Raw genomic sequence first — 18,601 nt, 5'->3', positions numbered from 1 at the left:
ACTGCTCTTGCCGGGCGGGCCATCATAGCGCCGCCCACGCTCTCCCCGCAAGGAGAGCCCTGATCCCGCCGGTCAGTCGATGACCGGCAGCGTTTCGAACTGGTGGAACGGCGGCGGGCTGGACAGCGTCCATTCCAGCGTCGTCGCACCTTCACCCCAGGGATTGCCTTCCGCCTTCCGGCCGGCCGCGAGCGACCAGATCAGGTTGACGAAGAAGATCAGCATGCCTGCGGCCATGATCTCATAACCATGGCTCGCCACCTTGTTCCAGTAGGCGAAGGCTTCCGGGTAGTCGGGATAGCGGCGCGGCATGCCCGACAGGCCCAGAAAGTGCATCGGGAAGAACAGCAGGTTCACGCCGATGAAGAACACCCAGAAGTGCAGCTGGCCGAGGAACTCGTTGTACATCCGGCCCGACATCTTGGGGAACCAATAGTAGAAGCCCGCGAACAGACCGAACACCGCGCCCAGCGAGAGCACATAGTGGAAGTGCGCCACGACATAATAAGTGTCGTGCAGCACGTCGTCAACGCCGCCATTGGCAAGCACGACCCCGGTCACGCCGCCCACGGTGAACAGGAAGATGAAGCCCAGCGCCCAGACCATCGGGGTCTTGAAGCTGATCGAACCGCCCCAGATGGTGGCGATCCACGAGAAGATCTTGATGCCGGTCGGCACCGCAATGACCATGGTCGCGGCGGTGAAGTACATCTTCACGTTCACCGACATGCCGGTGGTGAACATATGGTGCGCCCACACCACGAAGCCAACGACGCCGATCGCGACCATGGCATAGGCCATGCCGAGATAGCCAAACACGGGCTTGCGGCTGAACGTCGACACGATCTGGCTGATGATGCCGAAGCCCGGCAGGATCATGATGTACACTTCGGGATGGCCGAAGAACCAGAAGAGATGCTGGTAAAGCTCTGGATCGCCGCCACCAGCGGCATCATAGAAGGTGGTGCCGAAATTACGGTCGGTCAGCAGCATGGTGATCGCCGCGGCCAGAACCGGAAGCGCCAGCAGCAGCAGGAAGGCGGTGACCAGCACCGACCAGACGAACAGCGGCATCTTGTGCAGGGTCATGCCCGGCGCGCGCATGTTGAGGATGGTGGTGATGAAGTTGATCGCGCCCAGGATCGAGCTGGCACCCGCAATATGCAGCGACAGGATCGCCATGTCGACCGCCGGCCCCGCGGAACCGCTGGTCGAAAGCGGCGCATAGACCGTCCAGCCGGTGCCCGCGCCATTGCCCGTGCCGCCCGGAACGAAGGTCGAGCCGAGCAGCAGCGCGAATGCCGGGATCAGCAGCCAGAAGCTGATATTGTTCATGCGCGGGAAGGCCATGTCGGGCGCGCCGATCATGATCGGCACGAACCAGTTGCCAAAGCCGCCGATCATCGCGGGCATCACCATGAAGAAGACCATGATGAGGCCGTGGGCGGTGATCAGCACGTTCCACAGATGATAGGCCTGGTCCAGCGTCGCTGACGGACCGTCGCTATACTGCGCCCAGGTCTGGAGATACTGGATGCCCGGCTGCGCGAGTTCGGCGCGCATCAGGCCCGATATCGCGCCGCCGATGATACCGGCGATGATCGCGAAGATCAGGTAGAGGGTGCCGATGTCCTTGTGGTTGGTGGACATGAACCAGCGCTGGAAGAAGGCTGGCTTGTGATCGGCGTCATGATGATCATGAGCATGATCGCCGTGATGATCTGCGGTAATGGTTGTCATGGCGTCTATGCCCTTACATCAAAGCTTTTCTGCGGGAGCGGCGGCGGGCGCTGCGGCAGCGGTGGTGACCGCCGCGCCTGCGCCCTGCAACTTGCCGCCCTGCGAGAGGACCCACTGGTCGAACTGGGCGGGCGGCAGCGCCTCGATCGCTATCGGCATGAAGGCGTGACGCGCGCCGCACAGTTCCGAGCACTGCCCGTAATAGACGCCCGGCTTTTCGATGGTGAAGCTCTTTTCATTGAGGCGGCCCGGCACCGCATCCATCTTCACCCAGAGCGAAGGCACCGCGAAGGAATGGATCACGTCCGCGCCGGTGATGATCAGCTTGATCGGACGCCCGGCGGGCAGGACCATGCGATTGTCCGGCGCAAGCAGATAAGGCTCGCCATTCGCTTCGGCCTTGTCCTTGGGGAGCATATTGGAAACGAATTCGGGGATCTCGTTGTCGGGATATTCATAACCCCAATACCACTGATACCCCGTAACCTTGACAGTCAGCGCATCCTTGGGCGCAGGCTTGTACTGGTCCGCCAGCAGTCCGATTGACGGCACGGCGATCACCAGAAGGATCACCACTGGAACGACCGTCCAGATCACTTCGATCAACGTATTGTGCGACGTCTTGGACGGAGCCGGATTGGCGCTGCGGCGGAAACGCACCATCACATAGAGCATCAGGACCAGAACGAAGATCGAGATGACGGTGATGATGGGCAGCAGCATCTTGTCGTGCAGCCAGCGGCCGGTGTGACCGGTCGGGCTGAACTGTTCCTGGAGCGAAATCTCGCCGGGGCTCGGCATGCCGATGCCGGGGGTCGGTTTCATGCGGGGCGGCGCGGCGACCTTAGCGGCAGGCGCGGCTTCGGCGGCCGGAGCAGCCGCGTTCACGCTCGATTCGGCCGGAGCAGCGGCATTGTCCGCAGGCGCGGCAGCGACGGCTGCATTATCCTGCGCGAACGCCTGACTGTTCAGCGCCAAGGCCGGCGCAAAGGCCAGCAACCCGGCGAGAACGAGCGATTTCACCTTTTTCATAAGCGTCTTCTTACCCCGTAACCCCTTGGCGCCGCTGCAACGAAGGCGCGCGCATACACGTCTCCCCCGCCCGGTCGGTCTGGGGCGGCTTATAGGCATGGTTTTTTCCGGCCTCAAGCGGGCAGGAGCAGATTTTCTTCGCTGTTGCAACGCCTCCGCCGTCCGCTTATCTCGCTGGTCGCGCGCAGGGGCGCGATCATGGGCGCGTCCTATGAATGAATAGAGGCGTGCCGATCGCCTGTAATCAGGGGCGGCGCGCGCGAATGGATCGAAGATTTAGATGACCGACGAAGAAGTTTTAGCGGAGTTCAGGGCAGCCGGAGCGTTGCTGGAGGGACATTTCATCTTGTCCTCTGGACGCCGCAGCGCCAACTATCTGCAATGCGCGCGCGTTTTGATGAATGCCGAGCGGGCAGGCAGGCTTGCCCGGGCGATGGTACAGCAGTTGCCCCGCGAATTGCGGAACGAGATCGACCTCGTCGCCTCCCCCGCCATGGGCGGCATCATCATCGGTCATGAAGCGGGCCGTGCGCTCGACAGGGACGCCGTTTTCCTTGAACGTCCCGAAGGCACGTTCGAACTGCGCCGGGGGTTCAGCATCGCGCCGGGGCAGAAAGTGCTGATGGTGGAGGATGTCGTCACCACTGGCCTGTCATCGCGTCAGGCGATCGACGCCGTCGCGGAGGCAGGCGGCATCGTCATCGCGGAAGCGGCGCTGGTCGACCGCTCGGCGGGCGAAGTCGATCTTGGCGTTCCCTTCTACCCGCTCGTCAGCATCAATTTTCCCGTATATGACGAACATGAAGTGCCTCCCGAACTCGCGGCCGTTCCCGCCGTCAAGCCCGGAAGCCGGAAACAATAGTCCATGCCGCAATCCGCCCTTCCCCTGCGTCTTGGCGTCAACATCGACCATGTGGCCACGATCCGCAACGCCAGGGGCGGCGCGCATCCCGATCCGGTCAAGGCTGCGCTGCTGGCCGCTTCGGCCGGGGCGGATGGCATCACCGCACATCTGCGGGAGGACCGCAGGCATATCCGCGATGAGGATATCGTCGCGCTGATGTCCGCCCTGTCCGTGCCGTTGAACCTGGAGATGGCCGCGACGGAGGAAATGCTGCGCATCGCGATCAGGCACCGGCCGCACGCCGCCTGTATCGTCCCGGAAAAGCGGGAAGAGCGCACGACCGAGGGCGGGCTGGATGCCGCCGGGCAGATGGTGGCGCTGGAGCCGATCATCGGGGCATTGGACGAGGCCGGCATCCGCGTCAGCCTGTTCATCGAACCTGACGCGGCGCAGGTCGACGCCGCGATCCGGCTGGGCGCGCCCGTCGTTGAGTTCCATACCGGCCGCTACGCCCATCTCACCGGCGCGGCCCGCGCGGAGGAGCTTCGCCGCATCAGCGACGCAGCCGCCCTTGCCGCCAAGAACGGGATCGAGCCGCATGCAGGCCACGGCCTCACCTTCGACAATGTCGGCCCGATCGCGGCGATTCCGCAGATCGCCGAACTCAACATCGGCCATTTCCTGATCGGCGAAGCGATCTTCGGCGGTCTGGAAGCAAGCATCGTTGAAATGCGCCGTCAGATGGATCTCGCCCGTTGATCATCGGCCTCGGCTCCGATCTGTGCAATATCGAGCGAATCCAGAATTCGCTCGACCGTTATGGCGAACGGTTCGAACGCCGTGTGTTCACGGAGATTGAGCGGGCCAAGGCGGCACGGCGGCCCTTTACCAGGGCAGGGACCTTCGCCAAACGGTTCGCCGCCAAGGAAGCCTTTTCCAAGGCGGTAGGGACGGGCTTCAACCAGGGCGTGTTCATGAAGGATATCGGCGTCGTCAACCGGCCAGGCGGTGCGCCGACGCTGGAACTGACCGGCGGCGCGCTCGTCCGGCTCAACGCCATGATTCCCGCAGATCATGCGCCGCTCATCCACCTGACATTGACAGACGACCATCCCTGGGCGCAGGCCTTCGTCATCATCGAAGCCGTGCCGCGATAATGGCGGCCCCATCACCCGAGAAGCCACCCATGACGGCAGCCGACACTAGCGAGAGCACGCCCCTTTCCACCGAAAACCAGGCCATGGGGCCTGCCAAGGCGGAACCGCATGGCGTCGACTGGTGGCATGAGGTCAAGAGCATCGCCCTGCTCATCCTGGCGGTGCTCGCCTTCCACAGCTTCGTCGCCAAGCCCTTCTACATCCCCAGCGAATCGATGATGCCGGTACTGTTGAAGGGTGACCGGCTGGTGGTCAGCAAATTTCCCTATGGCTGGTCCTATGTCTCGCCCAGCTTTCACCCCCTGCCCTTCATCAAGGGACGTATTTTCGGCCGCCTGCCCGAACGCGGCGATATCGTCATCGTTTCGCCGCAGAACCGGCGTGAGGACTATATCAAGCGCGTGATCGGCCTGCCCGGCGACATATTGGAGGTGCGCGGCGGGCAAGTCATCCTGAACGGCGTTCCCGTGCCGCAGAAGGTGCTGAAACCCATCCGCATCCCTGTGGATGGCAATGCGCCCTGTCCGCCACTGCAATTTCCTGGCGCACGGGTGGAGGGCCGCGACGGCAAGACCTATTGCCAGTTGCCAGTGCGGCAGGAAACGCTGCCCAACGGCCGCACCTATGTGACGATCGACATGGGGCCAAGCTCGCTCGACTGGTATGGTCCGATCCGGGTGCCGCCGCACCATCTTTTCCTGATGGGCGACAATCGCGACAACAGCGCCGACAGCCGCGCGCCGCTGGAGGAAAACGGGCTTGGCGGTCCCGTACCCTGGGAAGCGATCGGCGGGCGCGCCGAATTCATCACCTTCTCGCTTGACGGCGATTCCAGCTGGAACCCCGCGACCTGGCTTCACGCCTTCCGCAGCGGCCGCGCCGGGAACAGCCTGCGCCCCCGGAGCGTTTCCGCCGCGAAATGATGTCACGATAGGGGGCGTGCTTGAGCGGCAAGCAGAAGGTTCATCTCGAAGCGCCCGGCCCCAGCGAGCTGCGCAGTCCGCTCGTTCAGCATGAAATAACCCGTGCAGGCACCTGGATCGCCATGGCGGTGGCGGTCGCATTGCTTGCCCTGCTGGCTCAGCCGATCATGCTCATACTGGGCGCGCTGGTGCTGGCGACGATGATGGACGGCGGCACGCGGTTGCTGGGCCGGGTCCTGCCGATTCACCGGGGATGGCGGCTCACGATCGTTCTGCTCGCTGCCGTCGCCTTCATCGTCTACACCTTCTACCTGACCGGCGCGAGCCTGGCGGCGCAGGCGCAGGCGATGCGGCTGATCGTGGAGGCGCAGGTCAGCCGCGTGGGCGCATGGCTGCAACAACTTGGCATTTCCACCACGCCCAATGACCTCAAGGGCCTCGCCAGTCAGGCGCTGAGCTCACTCGGCCGCGTCACGGCGGCGGTCGGCACCGTCTTCGGCGCACTGACCAGCGCGGTCATGATGCTGGTGCTGGCGATCTTCATCGCGATCGAACCCAAGCTCTACGAACGCGGCGTCGCCTGGATGCTGCCGATGAACAAGCGCGCGAGCTTCTACAAGGTCGCAGACAAGATGGGCTGGACGCTGCGCCGCCTGATGTTTGGCAGGCTGGTCGGCATGGCGGTGGAAGGCGTAGGCACCTGGCTGCTGCTGTGGGCGGGCGGCGTTCCCATGGCGGGGCTGCTCGGCATATTGACCGGCCTGTTCGCCTTCCTGCCCAATATCGGCGCGATCATTTCGGGCGTGCTCATCATCCTGGTCGGCTTTTCCGCAGGGACCGACGCCGGGCTCTATGCGCTGTTCGTCTACCTGATCGTGCAGCTGATCGACGGCTATCTGATCGTGCCCATGGTAGCGAAGCGGGCGACCGACCTTGCGCCCGCACTGGTGCTGGCGGCGCAGATATTGTTCGGCGCACTGTTCGGCATATTGGGCCTGTTCCTGGCCGATCCCATCATCGCCATGATCAAGGTCTATCTGGAGGAGCGCTCGAAGTCGCTGGATGAGGAAAGCGCCAGCCCCGCCACGCCGCTTCCCCAATGAAAAAGGGCCCGGAGAAGGGCCCTTCATCTTCTTCGATGTCTGCGAGGATCAGCGGCCCGGCAGCGGCGGCGGAGTGGCTCCCTGCTGCATCATCTGCTGCATCTGCATGATTTCCGCCTTCGACTTGAAATCGTGCAGCTCGACGTCGAACACCAGCACGGAATTGGCAGGAATGGGTCCTGCCGCCTGTTCGCCATAGCCAAGCTGCGGCGGAATCCACAGGCGGTACTTGCCGCCCTTCTTCATCTTTTGCAGGCCTTCGGAAAAGCCCGGAACGACACCGTCCACCGGCATGGCGGTCTGCGGGTTCTCATCGAACACCGTGCTGTCGAGCAACGTACCCTTATAGCCGACCAGCGCGACATCCGCCGCCGTCGGGCTCGGCCCGCTGCCTTCTTCCAGCACCTTGAACTGGAGCCCGGATCCGGTGGTGACGACGCCGTCCTCATGCGCATTCTTCGCCAGATAGCTGGCGGGCGAAGGCTCAAGCCCGCGCTGCCCCGCCCATGCAAGGCCAGCGGCCGCAAGCGCCACGGCGGCGACACCGATCCAGAGCCGCGTCAAAGACCCCTTGGCGATGGGGCGAAGGGGAACAGCCGTCGTGGACATGAGCGAACGCCTCGCAGTTGGTGCGGGAAATCAGCAGGAAGGAGCAATCCGGGCACTCCGCCCGGACCGGCTCTTAACGAACGCCGTCGCGCTCGGCGCGCTTGCGTTCCAGCTTGCGGGCGCGACGGACCGCAGCAGCCTTTTCACGGGCGCGCTTTTCCGACGGCTTCTCATAGTGACGGCGCAGCTTCATCTCGCGATACACGCCCTCGCGCTGCAACTTCTTCTTGAGCGCGCGCAGGGCCTGGTCGACATTATTGTCGCGAACGATGATTTGCATAAGCCAGTCAAACTCCAGTCGAAAGCGGGCGGTTCGCCAGGACACAAAACCCTTCCCGACGGGCCTACCGAATATAAAAGCCGTGAGTCGCCGCAGGTCGCCCTACGCCGTTGTGGGGCGCGCCCTATCAGCAGAGTCGCGGCATTTCAACCCCAAAGCCTTGGCATTTGCCGCGATGATGCGCCGCCGGAAGGGCCGACTTGATGCCTGCAATAACCGCTTCTCCCGGAGCAACGCACCTGGGGCACGCAAAATAGTGGCGAGAGGCTGGTAAAACGTAACCTGGATCATGGACAGCGGTCAGCCAAGAACATATCAGGAACACATGGCCGCCCTGTCCGTCCCCCAGAAGCTCGAAATCCTTGCGGATGCTGCAAAATATGATGCGTCCTGCGCGTCTTCGGGTACGAAGAAGCGCGATAGCGCCAGCGGCCGGAAAGGCGGGCTTGGATCGACCGAGGGCATGGGCATCTGCCATGCCTATGCGCCGGACGGGCGCTGCATTTCGCTATTAAAGATCCTGCTTACGAACAGCTGCATCTTCGACTGCCATTATTGCATCAATCGCCGGTCCAGCGACGTGCGGCGCGCGCGCTTCACCGTGCAGGAGGTCGTGGACCTGACGCTGAATTTCTACCGCCGCAACTATATTGAGGGGCTGTTCCTGTCGTCGGGCATCATCCGGTCGTCCGACTATACGATGGAGCAGCTGGTGCAAGTCGCCCGCACGTTGCGGGAGGAGCATGATTTTCGCGGCTATATCCACCTCAAGACCATTCCCGATGCCGACCCGGACCTGTCGCATCAGGCAGGGCTCTACGCCGATCGCCTGTCGATCAACGTCGAACTGCCGACCGCACAGGGCTTGCAGCGGCTAGCGCCCGAAAAGAACGCCAGCCGCATCGAAGGTGCGATGGCGGGGATGCGCAGCGCGATGGAGGATATGGGCGACGCGCGGCGCAAATATCGCAACGCGCCCCGCTTCGCGCCTGCCGGGCAATCGACCCAGATGATCGTAGGCGCTGACGGCGCGGACGACCGGGCGATCATCCGCAGGGCAAGGTCGCTTTACGACCGCCACGCCTTGCGCCGCGTCTATTACAGCGCCTTCTCGCCCATTCCCTCCCCCAGCAGCGTGCTTCCGCTCAAAAGGCCGCCGCTGCTGCGCGAGCACCGGCTATACCAGTCCGACTGGATGATGCGCTTCTACGGCTTTTCGGCAGACGATCTGGAGGCGGCGACCGATCCTGACAGCGGCTGCCTGCCGCTCGATATCGACCCGAAGCTCGCCTGGGCCCTGCGGCATCGCGGTATGTTCCCGGTGGACGTGAACCGCGCCCCGCGCGAGGCTCTGCTGCGCGTGCCGGGGCTGGGCGTGAAGGCGGTCGACCGCATCCTCGCAAGCCGGCGGCTGCGGCGGCTGCGGCTGGACGATGTTGCCCGCCTCACCACCTCCATCACCAAGCTGCGCCCCTTCCTGATCGCCAGCGATTGGCGGCCGGTTCACCTGACCGACCGAATCGACCTAAAGCGCAGCCTTGGCCCTGCGCCCTCGCAATTGGAGCTTTTTGCCTGACAGCCGATTTCTCCCGTTGATCGGGGCCGCAATCCATGGTTTTCTGGTCATGAAGCAGGGGAGAAGCAGTAGCGGTGGCGACGCTGTTTGAAGGTCATGCGGCACAAGGAGCCGGATATGCCAAGCGCATGAGCACGCATCTGGCGGCGGCGCTCGTGATCTTCTGCCTCATGCAGATCTTCATCGTCGCGAAGATGGGCGGTTCGCTCGTCCTGCACCTGGGCATCATCGTCGCGATCGGAGCCTTCGCCATATTCGCGCGCGGCCTTGAACGACGCTGGGAAGTGCTGGATTTCAGCGCTCTTTCGCGCAGTAGCCTGAACATCCGCTTCCGCCGCGACGTGGCGCAACTCTGGCTCGTCAGCATCGCCAGCGGGCTGCTCTGGATACCCATCGCCATCATCTTCCGTTTCCTGTTCGGCTGACTGCGGACACAAAGACGCCGCCGCTTCGTTGTGCCCTCTGTATGAAAGAGGAGCACGCCATGGCGAACGCCACTATTTTCGACCGCCTGAAAGAAGATCACGACGCCCACCGCCAGCTGTTCGACAAGATGGCTGATGCAAAGGATGAGCATGACCGGCTGCAAAAGCTGTTCGCTCAGTTCAAGGTCGAAGTGACGGCCCATGCTGCGGCCGAGGAAGAGACGCTTTACGCAACGATGCTCGCCCGCCCCGATCTGCGCGAAGATGCGCAGCACAGCGTGTCGGAACATAAGGAGATTGACGATTATCTCGAAGAACTGGACGGGCTGGAGTTCAACGGCGACGCCTGGCGGGAAACCTTCGACAAGCTGAAGAAGCGCTATCTCCACCATATCGAGGAAGAGGAGGACGAGATGTTCCCCGACGCCGCCAAGGAACTGACGGCGGAAGAGGAAGCCAAGCTGGCGGAGGTCTTCGCCCGGCGCAAACCCGCCGAGATCAAGCGGGCGGAAGCTGCGGAATAAACCGCCATGTATCGCGCAGCGCTGACCGGCCCGGACGATTTCGACGGGTGGCGCGAAGCGGCACGGCGCTTTGCCGCAGGCGGCGTCCCGGCGGCGGAGATAGACTGGCAGGTGGAGGGCGGCGAAGCCTCCCTCCTTGCGTTCGACGCCCCGGCGCCGCCTGAACAGGGCGGCGCTTTTTCCGTGCCCCGCGCCTTCCTGGAACTGGCGGAAAGCGCGATCCTGCATCGCGATCCTGAGCGGTTCGCGCTGCTCTACGCCCTGCTGGTGCGGGTGCGCGACATGCCCGCACTGATGGAGGATCGCGCCGATCCGCTTTTGCGCCGGGTGGAGATGCTGGCCAAGGCCGTCCGGCGGGACATGCACAAGATGCGCGCCTTCGTCCGTTTCCGCGAAGTGGAGGATGAAGGCGCGCCACGCTTCGTCGCCTGGTTCGAGCCGGACCATCATATCGTCCGCGCCAATGCCGGTTTCTTCGTCCGCCGATTCGCCTCCATGCGCTGGTCGATCCTGACGCCTGAACTCAGCATCCATTGGGATGGTGAAACCCTGAGCGAAAGCCCCGGCGCGACCCGCGCCGACGCGCCGCAGGGCGACCCCATAGAGGATGTGTGGAAACGCTATTACGCCTCCATCTTCAATCCGGCCCGGCTCAAGCAACGCGCCATGCTGTCGGAAATGCCGCGCAAATATTGGCGCAACCTGCCCGAAGCCGCCCTGATCCCCGATCTGGTGGCTGGAGCCCAGGCAAGGGAAGCAGCCATGATCGCAACGCCACCGAAACCGCACGCCCGTCCCGGCAATGCCGCCGCCGCATGGTCAGCCCTGCGCGACGAGGCGATGGCCTGCACCCGCTGCCCGCTCTATCGCGACGCCACGCAGACCGTCTTTGGCGAAGGGCCGCTGGATGCGCCATTGATGCTGATCGGCGAGCAGCCGGGCGATCAGGAGGATCTGGCAGGCCGTCCCTTCGTAGGTCCGGCAGGCCAGTTGCTCGACCGCGCGCTGGATGAAGCGGAGGTCGACCGCGCCCGCCTTTACGTCACCAATGCCGTCAAGCATTTCAAGCATGAGCGCCGGGGCAAGCGCCGCATCCACCAGACGCCCGAAACCCCGGAGATCCAGGCATGCCGCTGGTGGCTCGATCAGGAGCTGGACCTGCTGCAACCGCGCATCATCGTCGCGCTGGGGGCGACCGCCGCTCGCGCGCTGCTGGGCAAGGCGGTGACGATCAGCCGCACGCGCGGCGCACCCATAGCCCTGTCAGGCGGTGCCGAAGGCTGGGTCACCGTCCATCCCAGCTTCCTGTTGCGCGTGCCCGATGAAGCCCGCAAGGCCGAGGAACGAAAGCGCTTCGTCAAGGAATTGCGGGAGATCGGCGCGCGGGTGAAGGCGCTCGCCTGACGTTTTCCGTGGCGTCCGGCTTGACCCGGCGCGTGCGCGCGGCGACATCGGCGGGCAAGCCTGTCGCGCATTCACCGGAAAGCCGCTCATTCATGTCCATCGCCTATCTCAACGGCCAGTTCCTGCCGCTCGCCGATGCCCGCATCTCCGTTCTCGACCGGGGTTTCCTGTTCGCCGACGGCATTTATGAAGTCACGGCGGTGATCGAGGGCAAGCTGATCGACAGCAGGTCGCATCTTGACCGGCTGGGGCGATCCGCCAGTACGATTGGCCTTCCCGTCCCCCTCATCCCGGACGCGATCGAAGCCGTGCAGAAGGAACTGGTGGCGTGCAACGGCCTTGAAGAAGGGCTGATCTACCTGCAACTGACGCGCGGGGCCGATGAAGGCCGCGACTTCCTGCCCTCCCCCGATCTCCAGCCTACCCTGGTGATGTTCGTTCAGCCCAAGCGCTTCCTGAACGCGCCATCGGTGAAGACCGGCATCGCCGTCGTCACCACGCCGGACCTGCGCTGGGCGCGCCGCGACATCAAGAGCGTAGGCCTGCTGGCTCAGGCCATGGCGAAACGGATCGCGGCCGATGCGGGCGCGCAGGAAGCCTGGATGGTCGAGGACGGGCAGGTGACGGAAGGCGCGTCGTCCACCGCCTATATCGTTCAGGATGGAGCCATCGTCACGCGCCCCTATTCCCAGGCGGTGCTGGCTGGCTGCACCGGCGCGGCGCTGACCGCGCTGGCCGAGGAAGCAGGTATCGCGGTCATCCATCGCAGCTTCACCGTCGCCGAGGCGCAAGCCGCGCAGGAAGCCTTCATCACCAGCGCCTCAACGCTGTGCCAATCGGTCGTCCGCATCGACGGGCAGATGATCGGCGACGGAAAGCCCGGCCCGATCGCGGCCCAGCTGCGTGACATTTACGTGGATTTCGCGCGCCGAACCGCGATCTGAACCGCTCCGGTCGAAGAAAACATCTCCATTTTGGAGATAAAGGGACCGCTTCGGCCATCGCACCGTTTCGGCAGAAAGCGCCGCCACTTTGGCGTTAACTTCAACGAAGGTGGAAAAGCAGGGCGGCCCGGTGGAGAGAAGGAGCGGAAAGCCTTCCCCGCAGGTCCGAAACGGAGAAGAGAGCAGCGGTCAAATCATCCCATTCCGGTAAGGTCACGAAAAACAGGGGAATTTTATAATGGAAATGGATCGATCCCGGATCGGCTTCGACATTGCGGCAGAGGATGTCTACGGCATGAAGGATCAGCGGCCCGGCCTGCTGATCCTGGCGAACGACATGTTTCTGGAAGATGTGACGGGTCTGGCGGCCGCGGCGAATTTACGCCTGCTGGACATCGTTCCCATCGATCAGGCCTGCGCCCGGCTCGACATGCAGGTGGGCTGCGATGTGATCCTGTTGTTCTGCCCACAACCATCGGCCACGCTGGAACGGCTGCTGGTTCAGGTGGAAACGCTGGCGGTGCAGAACGATCTGTCCGTCATCCTCGTCAGCGGCATGGACAGCCTTGACCTTGCCTATGCCTGCATGCGCAGCGGCTGCACTCAATTGCTCTGCGCGCCCGACCATGCCGACTTGGCCGCCGCGCTCCTGACCGCTGGCAGGAACGCGCCCCAGCGCGCCGTGCATGAAATCAATCAGGAAAGCGAAGGCGTGCGGCTCCAGCAGTTGAGTGAAGAGGTCAGCCGCCTCGCCCGCACGCTGGAGGCGCTGACCGCCCGGCCGCGTCACGCCATTCCCTCCTTCGCCCTCGGCCCCCGCATCTCTGACCGGGATAGCGACTATATCGGCATGCCCGCGCTGCCGCCGATGGGCGGTCATCAGGAACCGCCGGACGAACCGGCGCTTACCGCCACGCAGGTGCGCGACCTGCTGCGCGCCCGGCGTCTGCGGGACGAGTTCCTGCCCGGCGACCTGTTCGCCGATCCCGCCTGGGACATGCTGCTCGACCTGCTGGCGGCGCGGCTGGAGCAGGAGCGCGTGTCCGTGTCCAGCCTGTGCATCGCATCGTCCGTTCCGCCGACGACGGCGCTGCGATGGATACGCACCCTTACGGAAAAAGGCATCGTCCACCGGCAAGCGGACCCGCATGACGGCCGCCGCGTCTTCATCGCCCTTTCCGACAGCAGTTTCGAAGCGCTCAGCCGCTGGTTCGCGGCCAGCCGCCGCTTCCTGTGCGCATGAAGGGGAGCGACGGAACAAGGCTTGACCAACGCGCCGATTGCCCTAGATAGACGCGCTCCGGCCCGCCGCGACAGGCAGAGGCTCCGGGCGATTAGCTCAGTTGGTAGAGCGTCTCGTTTACACCGAGAATGTCGGCGGTTCGAGCCCGTCATCGCCCACCATCCTTCCCTCATCAACTTTCGGCCGATCCCACAATAGCCCCTCCCGCCATCGTCCCCGCCGCGCTATGATGGGCGGCGCGGCACGCAACAGGTGCGCGTTTTGGGGGGAGGACCGCGCCATGCCGGTGCCAAGGTCCGTCGAATATCGGGAGGCAAAGCCTATCATGTCCCTGACTGTCCTTTTCGGCAGCGCGATCGTGACGGTCCTGCTGCTCCTTTCACCTCTGTCCTTCTCCGCCAAATCCGATTGCAGCGGCTGGACTCCTCCTGCCAAGGCGGTCGCGGCCGAACCTGCCGTCCCCTGCCCCGGTCCGCCGATGATGATGCTGATGTGACCTGTCAGGCGGCATATTGCGGGGCCGGTGCGCCGCTGCTAATCGGCTGATCCATGATCCAGCCGCCTGAAATCATTCGAGTCACCAAGCCGCGCGTTTCCTGCGACGGATCGGGTGACATCCCCGCCGCCCTTGGCCACCCGCGCATTTTCCTGGAAATCGACGAGCATGGCTATGTCGATTGCGGCTATTGCGATCGCCGTTTCGTCCTGATCGGCGGCCCGGCCGACACGCCGGAAGTCGCGGGACTGCCCGATATTTCATCCGGCGCCAGCCTCTGACCGGGCAGCGCCCGCGATTTTGATTGGGCTTGCGCCTTGCCGCGCCTATATCGGGCGGCATGACCGAAATTGCTTCCCAATTCACCGATGCACGCGGCCTCCTCTATCGTCCGGGGATGCTTGACCCGGACGGCGCGCGGCGCCTGACGGCCGATGCGCTGCGCCAGTGCGACGACGGCGAACTCTATCTGCAATACAGCGCCAGCGAGAGCTTCGGCTTCGATGATGGCCGGTTGAAGACCGCCGACTATTCCACCGATGCGGGCTTTGGCCTGCGCGGCGTGTCTGGCGAGATGACCGGCTTTGCCCATGCCAACGATATCAGCGAGGCGGCGATCCGCCGCGCCGCCGAAACGCTGACCCTGCTCGACCCGGCCAAGGGCCAGCCCGCCCCGCCGCCACAGCGGACGAATCGCCATCTCTACACGGACGTCAATCCGCTGGAGATCGTGCCCTTCGCAGAAAAGGTGACGCTATGCGCCGCCATCGACGCCGCCGCCCGCGCCCGCGACCCGCGCGTCGCGCAGGTGTCGGTCAGCCTGTCGGGCAGCTGGTCGGTGGTGGAGATCGTGCGCGCGGACGGCTTCACCGCGACCGACATCCGCCCGCTCGTGCGCCTCAACGTGTCCGTCATCCTGGAGGAAAATGGCCGCCGCGAAACCGGCGTGTTCGGCGTTGGCGGGCGCTACCTCTATGATCAGGTGATGGACCCCGCCGTCTGGAACAAGGCGATCGACGAAGCGCTGGCGCAAGCGCGGGTCAATCTTGGCTCGGTCGCCGCGCCAGCGGGCGAGATGACGGTGTTGCTCGGTCCCGGCTGGCCCGGCGTCATGGTGCATGAAGCGATCGGCCACGGGCTGGAGGGCGATTTCAACCGCAAGGGCACCAGCGCCTTTTCCGGGCGAGTCGGCCAGCGCGTCGCCGCGCCCGGCGTGACGGTGGTCGATGACGGGTCGATCATGGACCGGCGCGGTTCGCTGTCGATCGATGACGAAGGCACGCCGACCAGGGAAAATGTGCTGATCGAGGACGGCATCCTCAAAGGCTATATGCAGGACCGGCTGAATGCTCGTCTAATGGGCGTGGAGCCGACCGGGAACGGCCGCCGCGAAAGCTATGCCCACGCCCCCATGCCCCGCATGACCAACACCTTCATCAAGGGCGGGCAGGATGATCCGGCAGAGCTGCTGTCGCGCGTGAAGTCCGGCATCTTCGCCAAGAGCTTTGGCGGGGGACAGGTCGACATCGTGTCGGGCAAGTTCGTCTTTTCCTGCACCGAAGCCTATAAGGTCGAGAATGGCAGGCTGGGCGATCCCATCAAGGGCGCGACGCTTATCGGCGACGGGCCGACCGCGCTGACCAAGGTGGTGGGCATCGGCAATGACTGGGCGCTCGATCACGGCGTTGGCATGTGCGGCAAGGGCGGGCAGAGCGTTCCTGCTGGGGTGGGCCAGCCGACCCTGCTGATCGAAGGGCTGACGGTCGGCGGAACGGCGACCTGAGGCGGCAGCGCCATGGATGGAGGAACCAGGCGGCCTCACCCGTCTTTCTTCCTGCATGAACATGCTCACCGACAGCCATGATGCTGTGACCGCCGATTGGGCGGCATCGCTGCTCGATTTCTGGTTCAACCAGGTCGGCGAGCAGGGATGGTGGCGGCACGACCCCGCGCTTGACCGCCGCTGCGCCGCTCGCTTCGGCTCCCTGTGGGAGGAAAAGCAGGCGCTTGCGCCCGAGGAGTTTCTGGAACGGGCGGACGATGCGCTGGCGGCGGTGATCCTGTTCGACCAGCTTCCCCGCAATATGTTTCGCGGGACGGCCAAGGCCTATGCCACCGATCCGCTGGCGCGCGATATCGCGCGCGGGGCCATCGCCCACGGCTATGACATCCAGATTGGCGGGGCTGGCCGCCTCTTTTTCTACATGCCCTTCCAACATAGCGAGGATGCGGAGGACCAGATGCTTTCGCTCACCTTGTTCGAAGGAGCAGGGGATGAAAAGTCGCTCGATTTTGCCCGGCAGCATCATGCGGTCATAGAGCGGTTCGGCCGCTTCCCCCACCGCAACGCTGCCCTGGGGCGGGAGACTTTGCCTGAGGAACAGGACGCGGTCCGCAAGGGCAGCGGCTGGTAGTCTCCACCCTGCCCGTTTTTTAGGCAGCATCCCGCCACTGCCCATTTTTTTGGCGCGCCGCGCCTTTCCCCCTAGGCCAAAGCCCGCATTAAAGCGGTTTTGACAAATTGGCACGGCTCTTGCTGGAATGTCGCCGCACACCATTAACAGGGGGCGACATGAAACTTGTCATGGCTATCATCAAGCCGTTCAAGCTTGACGATGTCCGCGAGGCACTCTCCTCGCTCGGCATCGCCGGTATGACGGTGAGCGAGGTGAAGGGCTTCGGCCGCCAGAAGGGGCAGACCGAAATCTACCGGGGCGCCGAATATTCCACGAACATGGTTCCGAAAATCAAGATCGAGGTCGTGTGCGATGACGATCTCGCACCGCGTGTAGTGGAAGCGACGCAGGCCGCCGCCAATTCCGGCGCGATCGGCGACGGCAAGATCTTCGTCCTCGATGTCGGCCAGGCTGTGCGCATCCGTACCGGCGAAACCGGCGAAACCGCGCTGTAAGAAGGGGGGAATAATGACCTTTTCCAAGAAGTTTTGCGGCGTGATGGGGGCGGCTGGCCTGTCCCTCTTCGCCGCGCTGCCCGCCTGGGCACAGGGTGCGGCGGCGGCCGCCGCGCCAACGCCGGACAAGGGCGATACCGCCTGGATGATGACGGCCACCGTGCTGGTGCTGGCCATGATCCTGCCCGGCCTCGCCCTCTTCTACGGCGGTCTGGTGCGCACCAAGAACATGCTTTCGGTCATGACGCAGATCGGTGCCGTGACCTGCCTCGCGATGCTGATCTGGGTGATGTATGGCTACAGCCTGGCCTTTGCGGGTCCCAGCAATGGCTTTATCTCCGACCTGTCGAAGGCCTTCCTGAAGGGCATCACGCCTGATTCGACGGCGGCGACGTTCACCGATGGCGTCGTCATTCCCGAATATGTGTTCGTCAGCTTCCAGATGACCTTCGCGGCCATCACCATGTCGCTGGTGCTGGGTTCGGTGGTCGAGCGCATCAAATTCTCGGCCGTCATGGTGTTCGCCATCGTCTGGCTGACCATCGTCTATTTCCCGATCGCGCACATGGTGTGGGCGGCGGGGGGCCTGTTCTTCGAAATGGGCGCTCTGGACTTCGCTGGTGGCACCGTGGTGCACATCAACGCTGGCGTGTCGGCGCTGGTCGCCTGCCTTATCCTGGGCAAGCGCATGGGCTTCCCCAAGGAACCGATGCCGCCGCACTCGCTGACGCTGACAGGCGTGGGCACCGGCCTGCTGTGGGTCGGTTGGTTCGGCTTCAACGCCGGTTCGGCGCTGGAAGCCAATGGTTCTGCGGCCCTGGCGATGATCAACACCTTCGTCGCTACCGCTGCGGGCGGCCTGTTCTGGATGATCGCGGAGCGCATCAACGGCCACAAGGGTTCGGCTCTGGGCTTCTGCTCGGGCATCATCGCTGGCCTCGTCGCCGTCACGCCCGCCGCTGGCAATTCCGGCCCGTTCGGCGCCATTGTCCTGGGCGCGGTCGCTTCGGTCATCTGCTTCTACACTGTCACCGTCCTCAAGCCCAAGCTCGGCTATGACGACTCGCTCGACGCCTTCGGCATCCACGGCATCGGCGGCATGATCGGCGCGATCGGCACCGGCATCGTCTACTCGCCTTCGCTCGGCGGTCCCGGCGGCGCTGACTTCGCGATGGGCAGCCAGCTCGTCACGCAGATCCTGGCCACCGTCACCACCATCGTCTGGGCCTCGATCGGCACGGCGATCGCGATCTTCGTCGCCAAGGCAGTGACCGGCCTGCGCGTCAGCCGCGAAGTCGAACTGGAAGGCCTCGACCTCGGGGAACATGGCGAGCGCGCCTACAACCCCTGATCAGCATTCGGCAGGGCGGGCCGGAAAGAACGGTCCGCC

The 18,601-nt window shown here is 64.2% G+C and carries 21 protein-coding genes and 1 tRNA gene; 18 read left to right on the top strand and 4 right to left on the bottom strand.

All coding sequences use genetic code 11. From position 1 onward, the window contains the following. Positions 1-72 precede the first annotated feature (72 nt). Both ctaD and coxB read right to left on the bottom strand, forming a co-directional pair. Positions 73-1,740, bottom strand: a complete 1,668-nt coding sequence (gene ctaD, locus L288_RS36715; RefSeq protein WP_021239124.1) for a cytochrome c oxidase subunit I — start codon at positions 1,738-1,740, stop codon at positions 73-75. Between the two features lie 18 nt (positions 1,741-1,758). Then, positions 1,759-2,772: a cytochrome c oxidase subunit II gene (gene coxB / locus L288_RS36710; RefSeq protein ID WP_021239123.1), complete on the bottom strand. Its 1,014-nt coding sequence runs from the start codon at positions 2,770-2,772 to the stop codon at positions 1,759-1,761. Between the two features lie 280 nt (positions 2,773-3,052). On the opposite strand from coxB, the gene pyrE reads away from it, so the two are divergent. From pyrE to L288_RS36685, 5 genes are all read left to right on the top strand, one after another. After that, positions 3,053-3,634, top strand: a complete 582-nt coding sequence (pyrE, locus tag L288_RS36705; RefSeq protein WP_021239122.1) for an orotate phosphoribosyltransferase — start codon at positions 3,053-3,055, stop codon at positions 3,632-3,634. Between the two features lie 3 nt (positions 3,635-3,637). Continuing rightward, entirely contained in the window at positions 3,638-4,375 is a 738-nt protein-coding gene (locus L288_RS36700; RefSeq protein WP_021239121.1) for a pyridoxine 5'-phosphate synthase, read from the top strand. After that, positions 4,372-4,773 (top strand): holo-ACP synthase, encoded by a 402-nt coding sequence (gene acpS / locus L288_RS36695; protein WP_021239120.1) that lies wholly within the window; start codon positions 4,372-4,374, stop codon positions 4,771-4,773. Before L288_RS36700 ends, acpS begins: the two co-directional genes overlap by 4 nt. A gap of 29 nt (positions 4,774-4,802) precedes the next feature. Beyond that, complete coding sequence (gene lepB, locus L288_RS36690) at positions 4,803-5,696, top strand: signal peptidase I (RefSeq protein ID WP_021239119.1); 894 nt, start codon at positions 4,803-4,805, stop codon at positions 5,694-5,696. Between the two features lie 68 nt (positions 5,697-5,764). Then, the gene (locus L288_RS36685) at positions 5,765-6,799 is read left to right on the top strand and encodes an AI-2E family transporter (RefSeq protein ID WP_051209713.1); all 1,035 of its coding nucleotides are present in this window, start codon (positions 5,765-5,767) and stop codon (positions 6,797-6,799) included. Positions 6,800-6,847: 48 nt separating this feature from the next. Here L288_RS36685 and L288_RS36680 read toward each other — a convergent pair whose 3' ends face one another. Together L288_RS36680 and rpsU are read right to left on the bottom strand one after the other, a co-directional pair. Beyond that, positions 6,848-7,408 carry an FKBP-type peptidyl-prolyl cis-trans isomerase gene (locus L288_RS36680; protein ID WP_021239117.1) on the bottom strand — a complete coding sequence of 187 codons (561 nt, stop codon included), beginning with the start codon at positions 7,406-7,408 and terminating at the stop codon, positions 6,848-6,850. Positions 7,409-7,481: 73 nt separating this feature from the next. Continuing rightward, positions 7,482-7,688, bottom strand: a complete 207-nt coding sequence (rpsU, locus tag L288_RS36675; RefSeq protein ID WP_004208618.1) for a 30S ribosomal protein S21 — start codon at positions 7,686-7,688, stop codon at positions 7,482-7,484. A gap of 325 nt (positions 7,689-8,013) precedes the next feature. Here rpsU and L288_RS36670 point away from each other — a divergent pair, with 325 nt between their 5' ends. The 13 genes from L288_RS36670 to L288_RS36610 all read left to right on the top strand — a co-directional run bounded on the left by L288_RS36670 (position 8,014) and on the right by L288_RS36610 (position 18,562). Next, the gene (locus L288_RS36670) at positions 8,014-9,264 is read left to right on the top strand and encodes a putative DNA modification/repair radical SAM protein (RefSeq protein ID WP_021239116.1); all 1,251 of its coding nucleotides are present in this window, start codon (positions 8,014-8,016) and stop codon (positions 9,262-9,264) included. Between the two features lie 74 nt (positions 9,265-9,338). Then, complete coding sequence (locus tag L288_RS36665) at positions 9,339-9,689, top strand: hypothetical protein (RefSeq protein ID WP_021239115.1); 351 nt, start codon at positions 9,339-9,341, stop codon at positions 9,687-9,689. Positions 9,690-9,748: 59 nt separating this feature from the next. Beyond that, positions 9,749-10,213 carry a hemerythrin domain-containing protein gene (locus L288_RS36660; protein WP_021239114.1) on the top strand — a complete coding sequence of 155 codons (465 nt, stop codon included), beginning with the start codon at positions 9,749-9,751 and terminating at the stop codon, positions 10,211-10,213. 6 nt (positions 10,214-10,219) lie between these two features. Then, positions 10,220-11,617, top strand: a complete 1,398-nt coding sequence (locus L288_RS36655; protein ID WP_021239113.1) for a UdgX family uracil-DNA binding protein — start codon at positions 10,220-10,222, stop codon at positions 11,615-11,617. Positions 11,618-11,709: 92 nt separating this feature from the next. Then, positions 11,710-12,561, top strand: a complete 852-nt coding sequence (locus L288_RS36650) for a D-amino-acid transaminase (RefSeq protein ID WP_031304651.1) — start codon at positions 11,710-11,712, stop codon at positions 12,559-12,561. A gap of 238 nt (positions 12,562-12,799) precedes the next feature. After that, positions 12,800-13,804, top strand: a complete 1,005-nt coding sequence (locus tag L288_RS36645) for a winged helix DNA-binding protein (RefSeq protein WP_021239111.1) — start codon at positions 12,800-12,802, stop codon at positions 13,802-13,804. A gap of 85 nt (positions 13,805-13,889) precedes the next feature. After that, positions 13,890-13,965: transfer RNA gene (locus L288_RS36640), tRNA-Val, on the top strand. Positions 13,966-14,129: 164 nt separating this feature from the next. Further along, complete coding sequence (locus L288_RS43500; RefSeq protein WP_161625670.1) at positions 14,130-14,300, top strand: hypothetical protein; 171 nt, start codon at positions 14,130-14,132, stop codon at positions 14,298-14,300. Between the two features lie 53 nt (positions 14,301-14,353). Continuing rightward, entirely contained in the window at positions 14,354-14,581 is a 228-nt protein-coding gene (locus L288_RS36630; RefSeq protein WP_021239109.1) for a zinc-finger domain-containing protein, read from the top strand. Between the two features lie 59 nt (positions 14,582-14,640). Next, a complete protein-coding gene (gene tldD / locus L288_RS36625) occupies positions 14,641-16,083 on the top strand; it encodes a metalloprotease TldD (RefSeq protein ID WP_031304650.1) in 1,443 nt (480 codons plus the stop codon). A gap of 55 nt (positions 16,084-16,138) precedes the next feature. After that, positions 16,139-16,714, top strand: coding sequence for a DUF924 family protein (locus L288_RS36620; RefSeq protein ID WP_021239107.1), 576 nt, complete (start codon positions 16,139-16,141; stop codon positions 16,712-16,714). Between the two features lie 158 nt (positions 16,715-16,872). Further along, positions 16,873-17,211 carry a P-II family nitrogen regulator gene (locus L288_RS36615; protein ID WP_004209785.1) on the top strand — a complete coding sequence of 113 codons (339 nt, stop codon included), beginning with the start codon at positions 16,873-16,875 and terminating at the stop codon, positions 17,209-17,211. A gap of 13 nt (positions 17,212-17,224) precedes the next feature. After that, complete coding sequence (locus L288_RS36610; RefSeq protein WP_021239106.1) at positions 17,225-18,562, top strand: ammonium transporter; 1,338 nt, start codon at positions 17,225-17,227, stop codon at positions 18,560-18,562. The last annotated feature ends 39 nt before the right edge of the window (positions 18,563-18,601 follow it).

Source organism: Sphingobium quisquiliarum P25 (assembly GCF_000445065.1).
Lineage (GTDB): Bacteria > Pseudomonadota > Alphaproteobacteria > Sphingomonadales > Sphingomonadaceae > Sphingobium > Sphingobium quisquiliarum.
The sequence above is the reverse complement of the archived record's forward strand: the minus strand, read 5'-3'. Positions and strand labels throughout refer to the sequence as shown.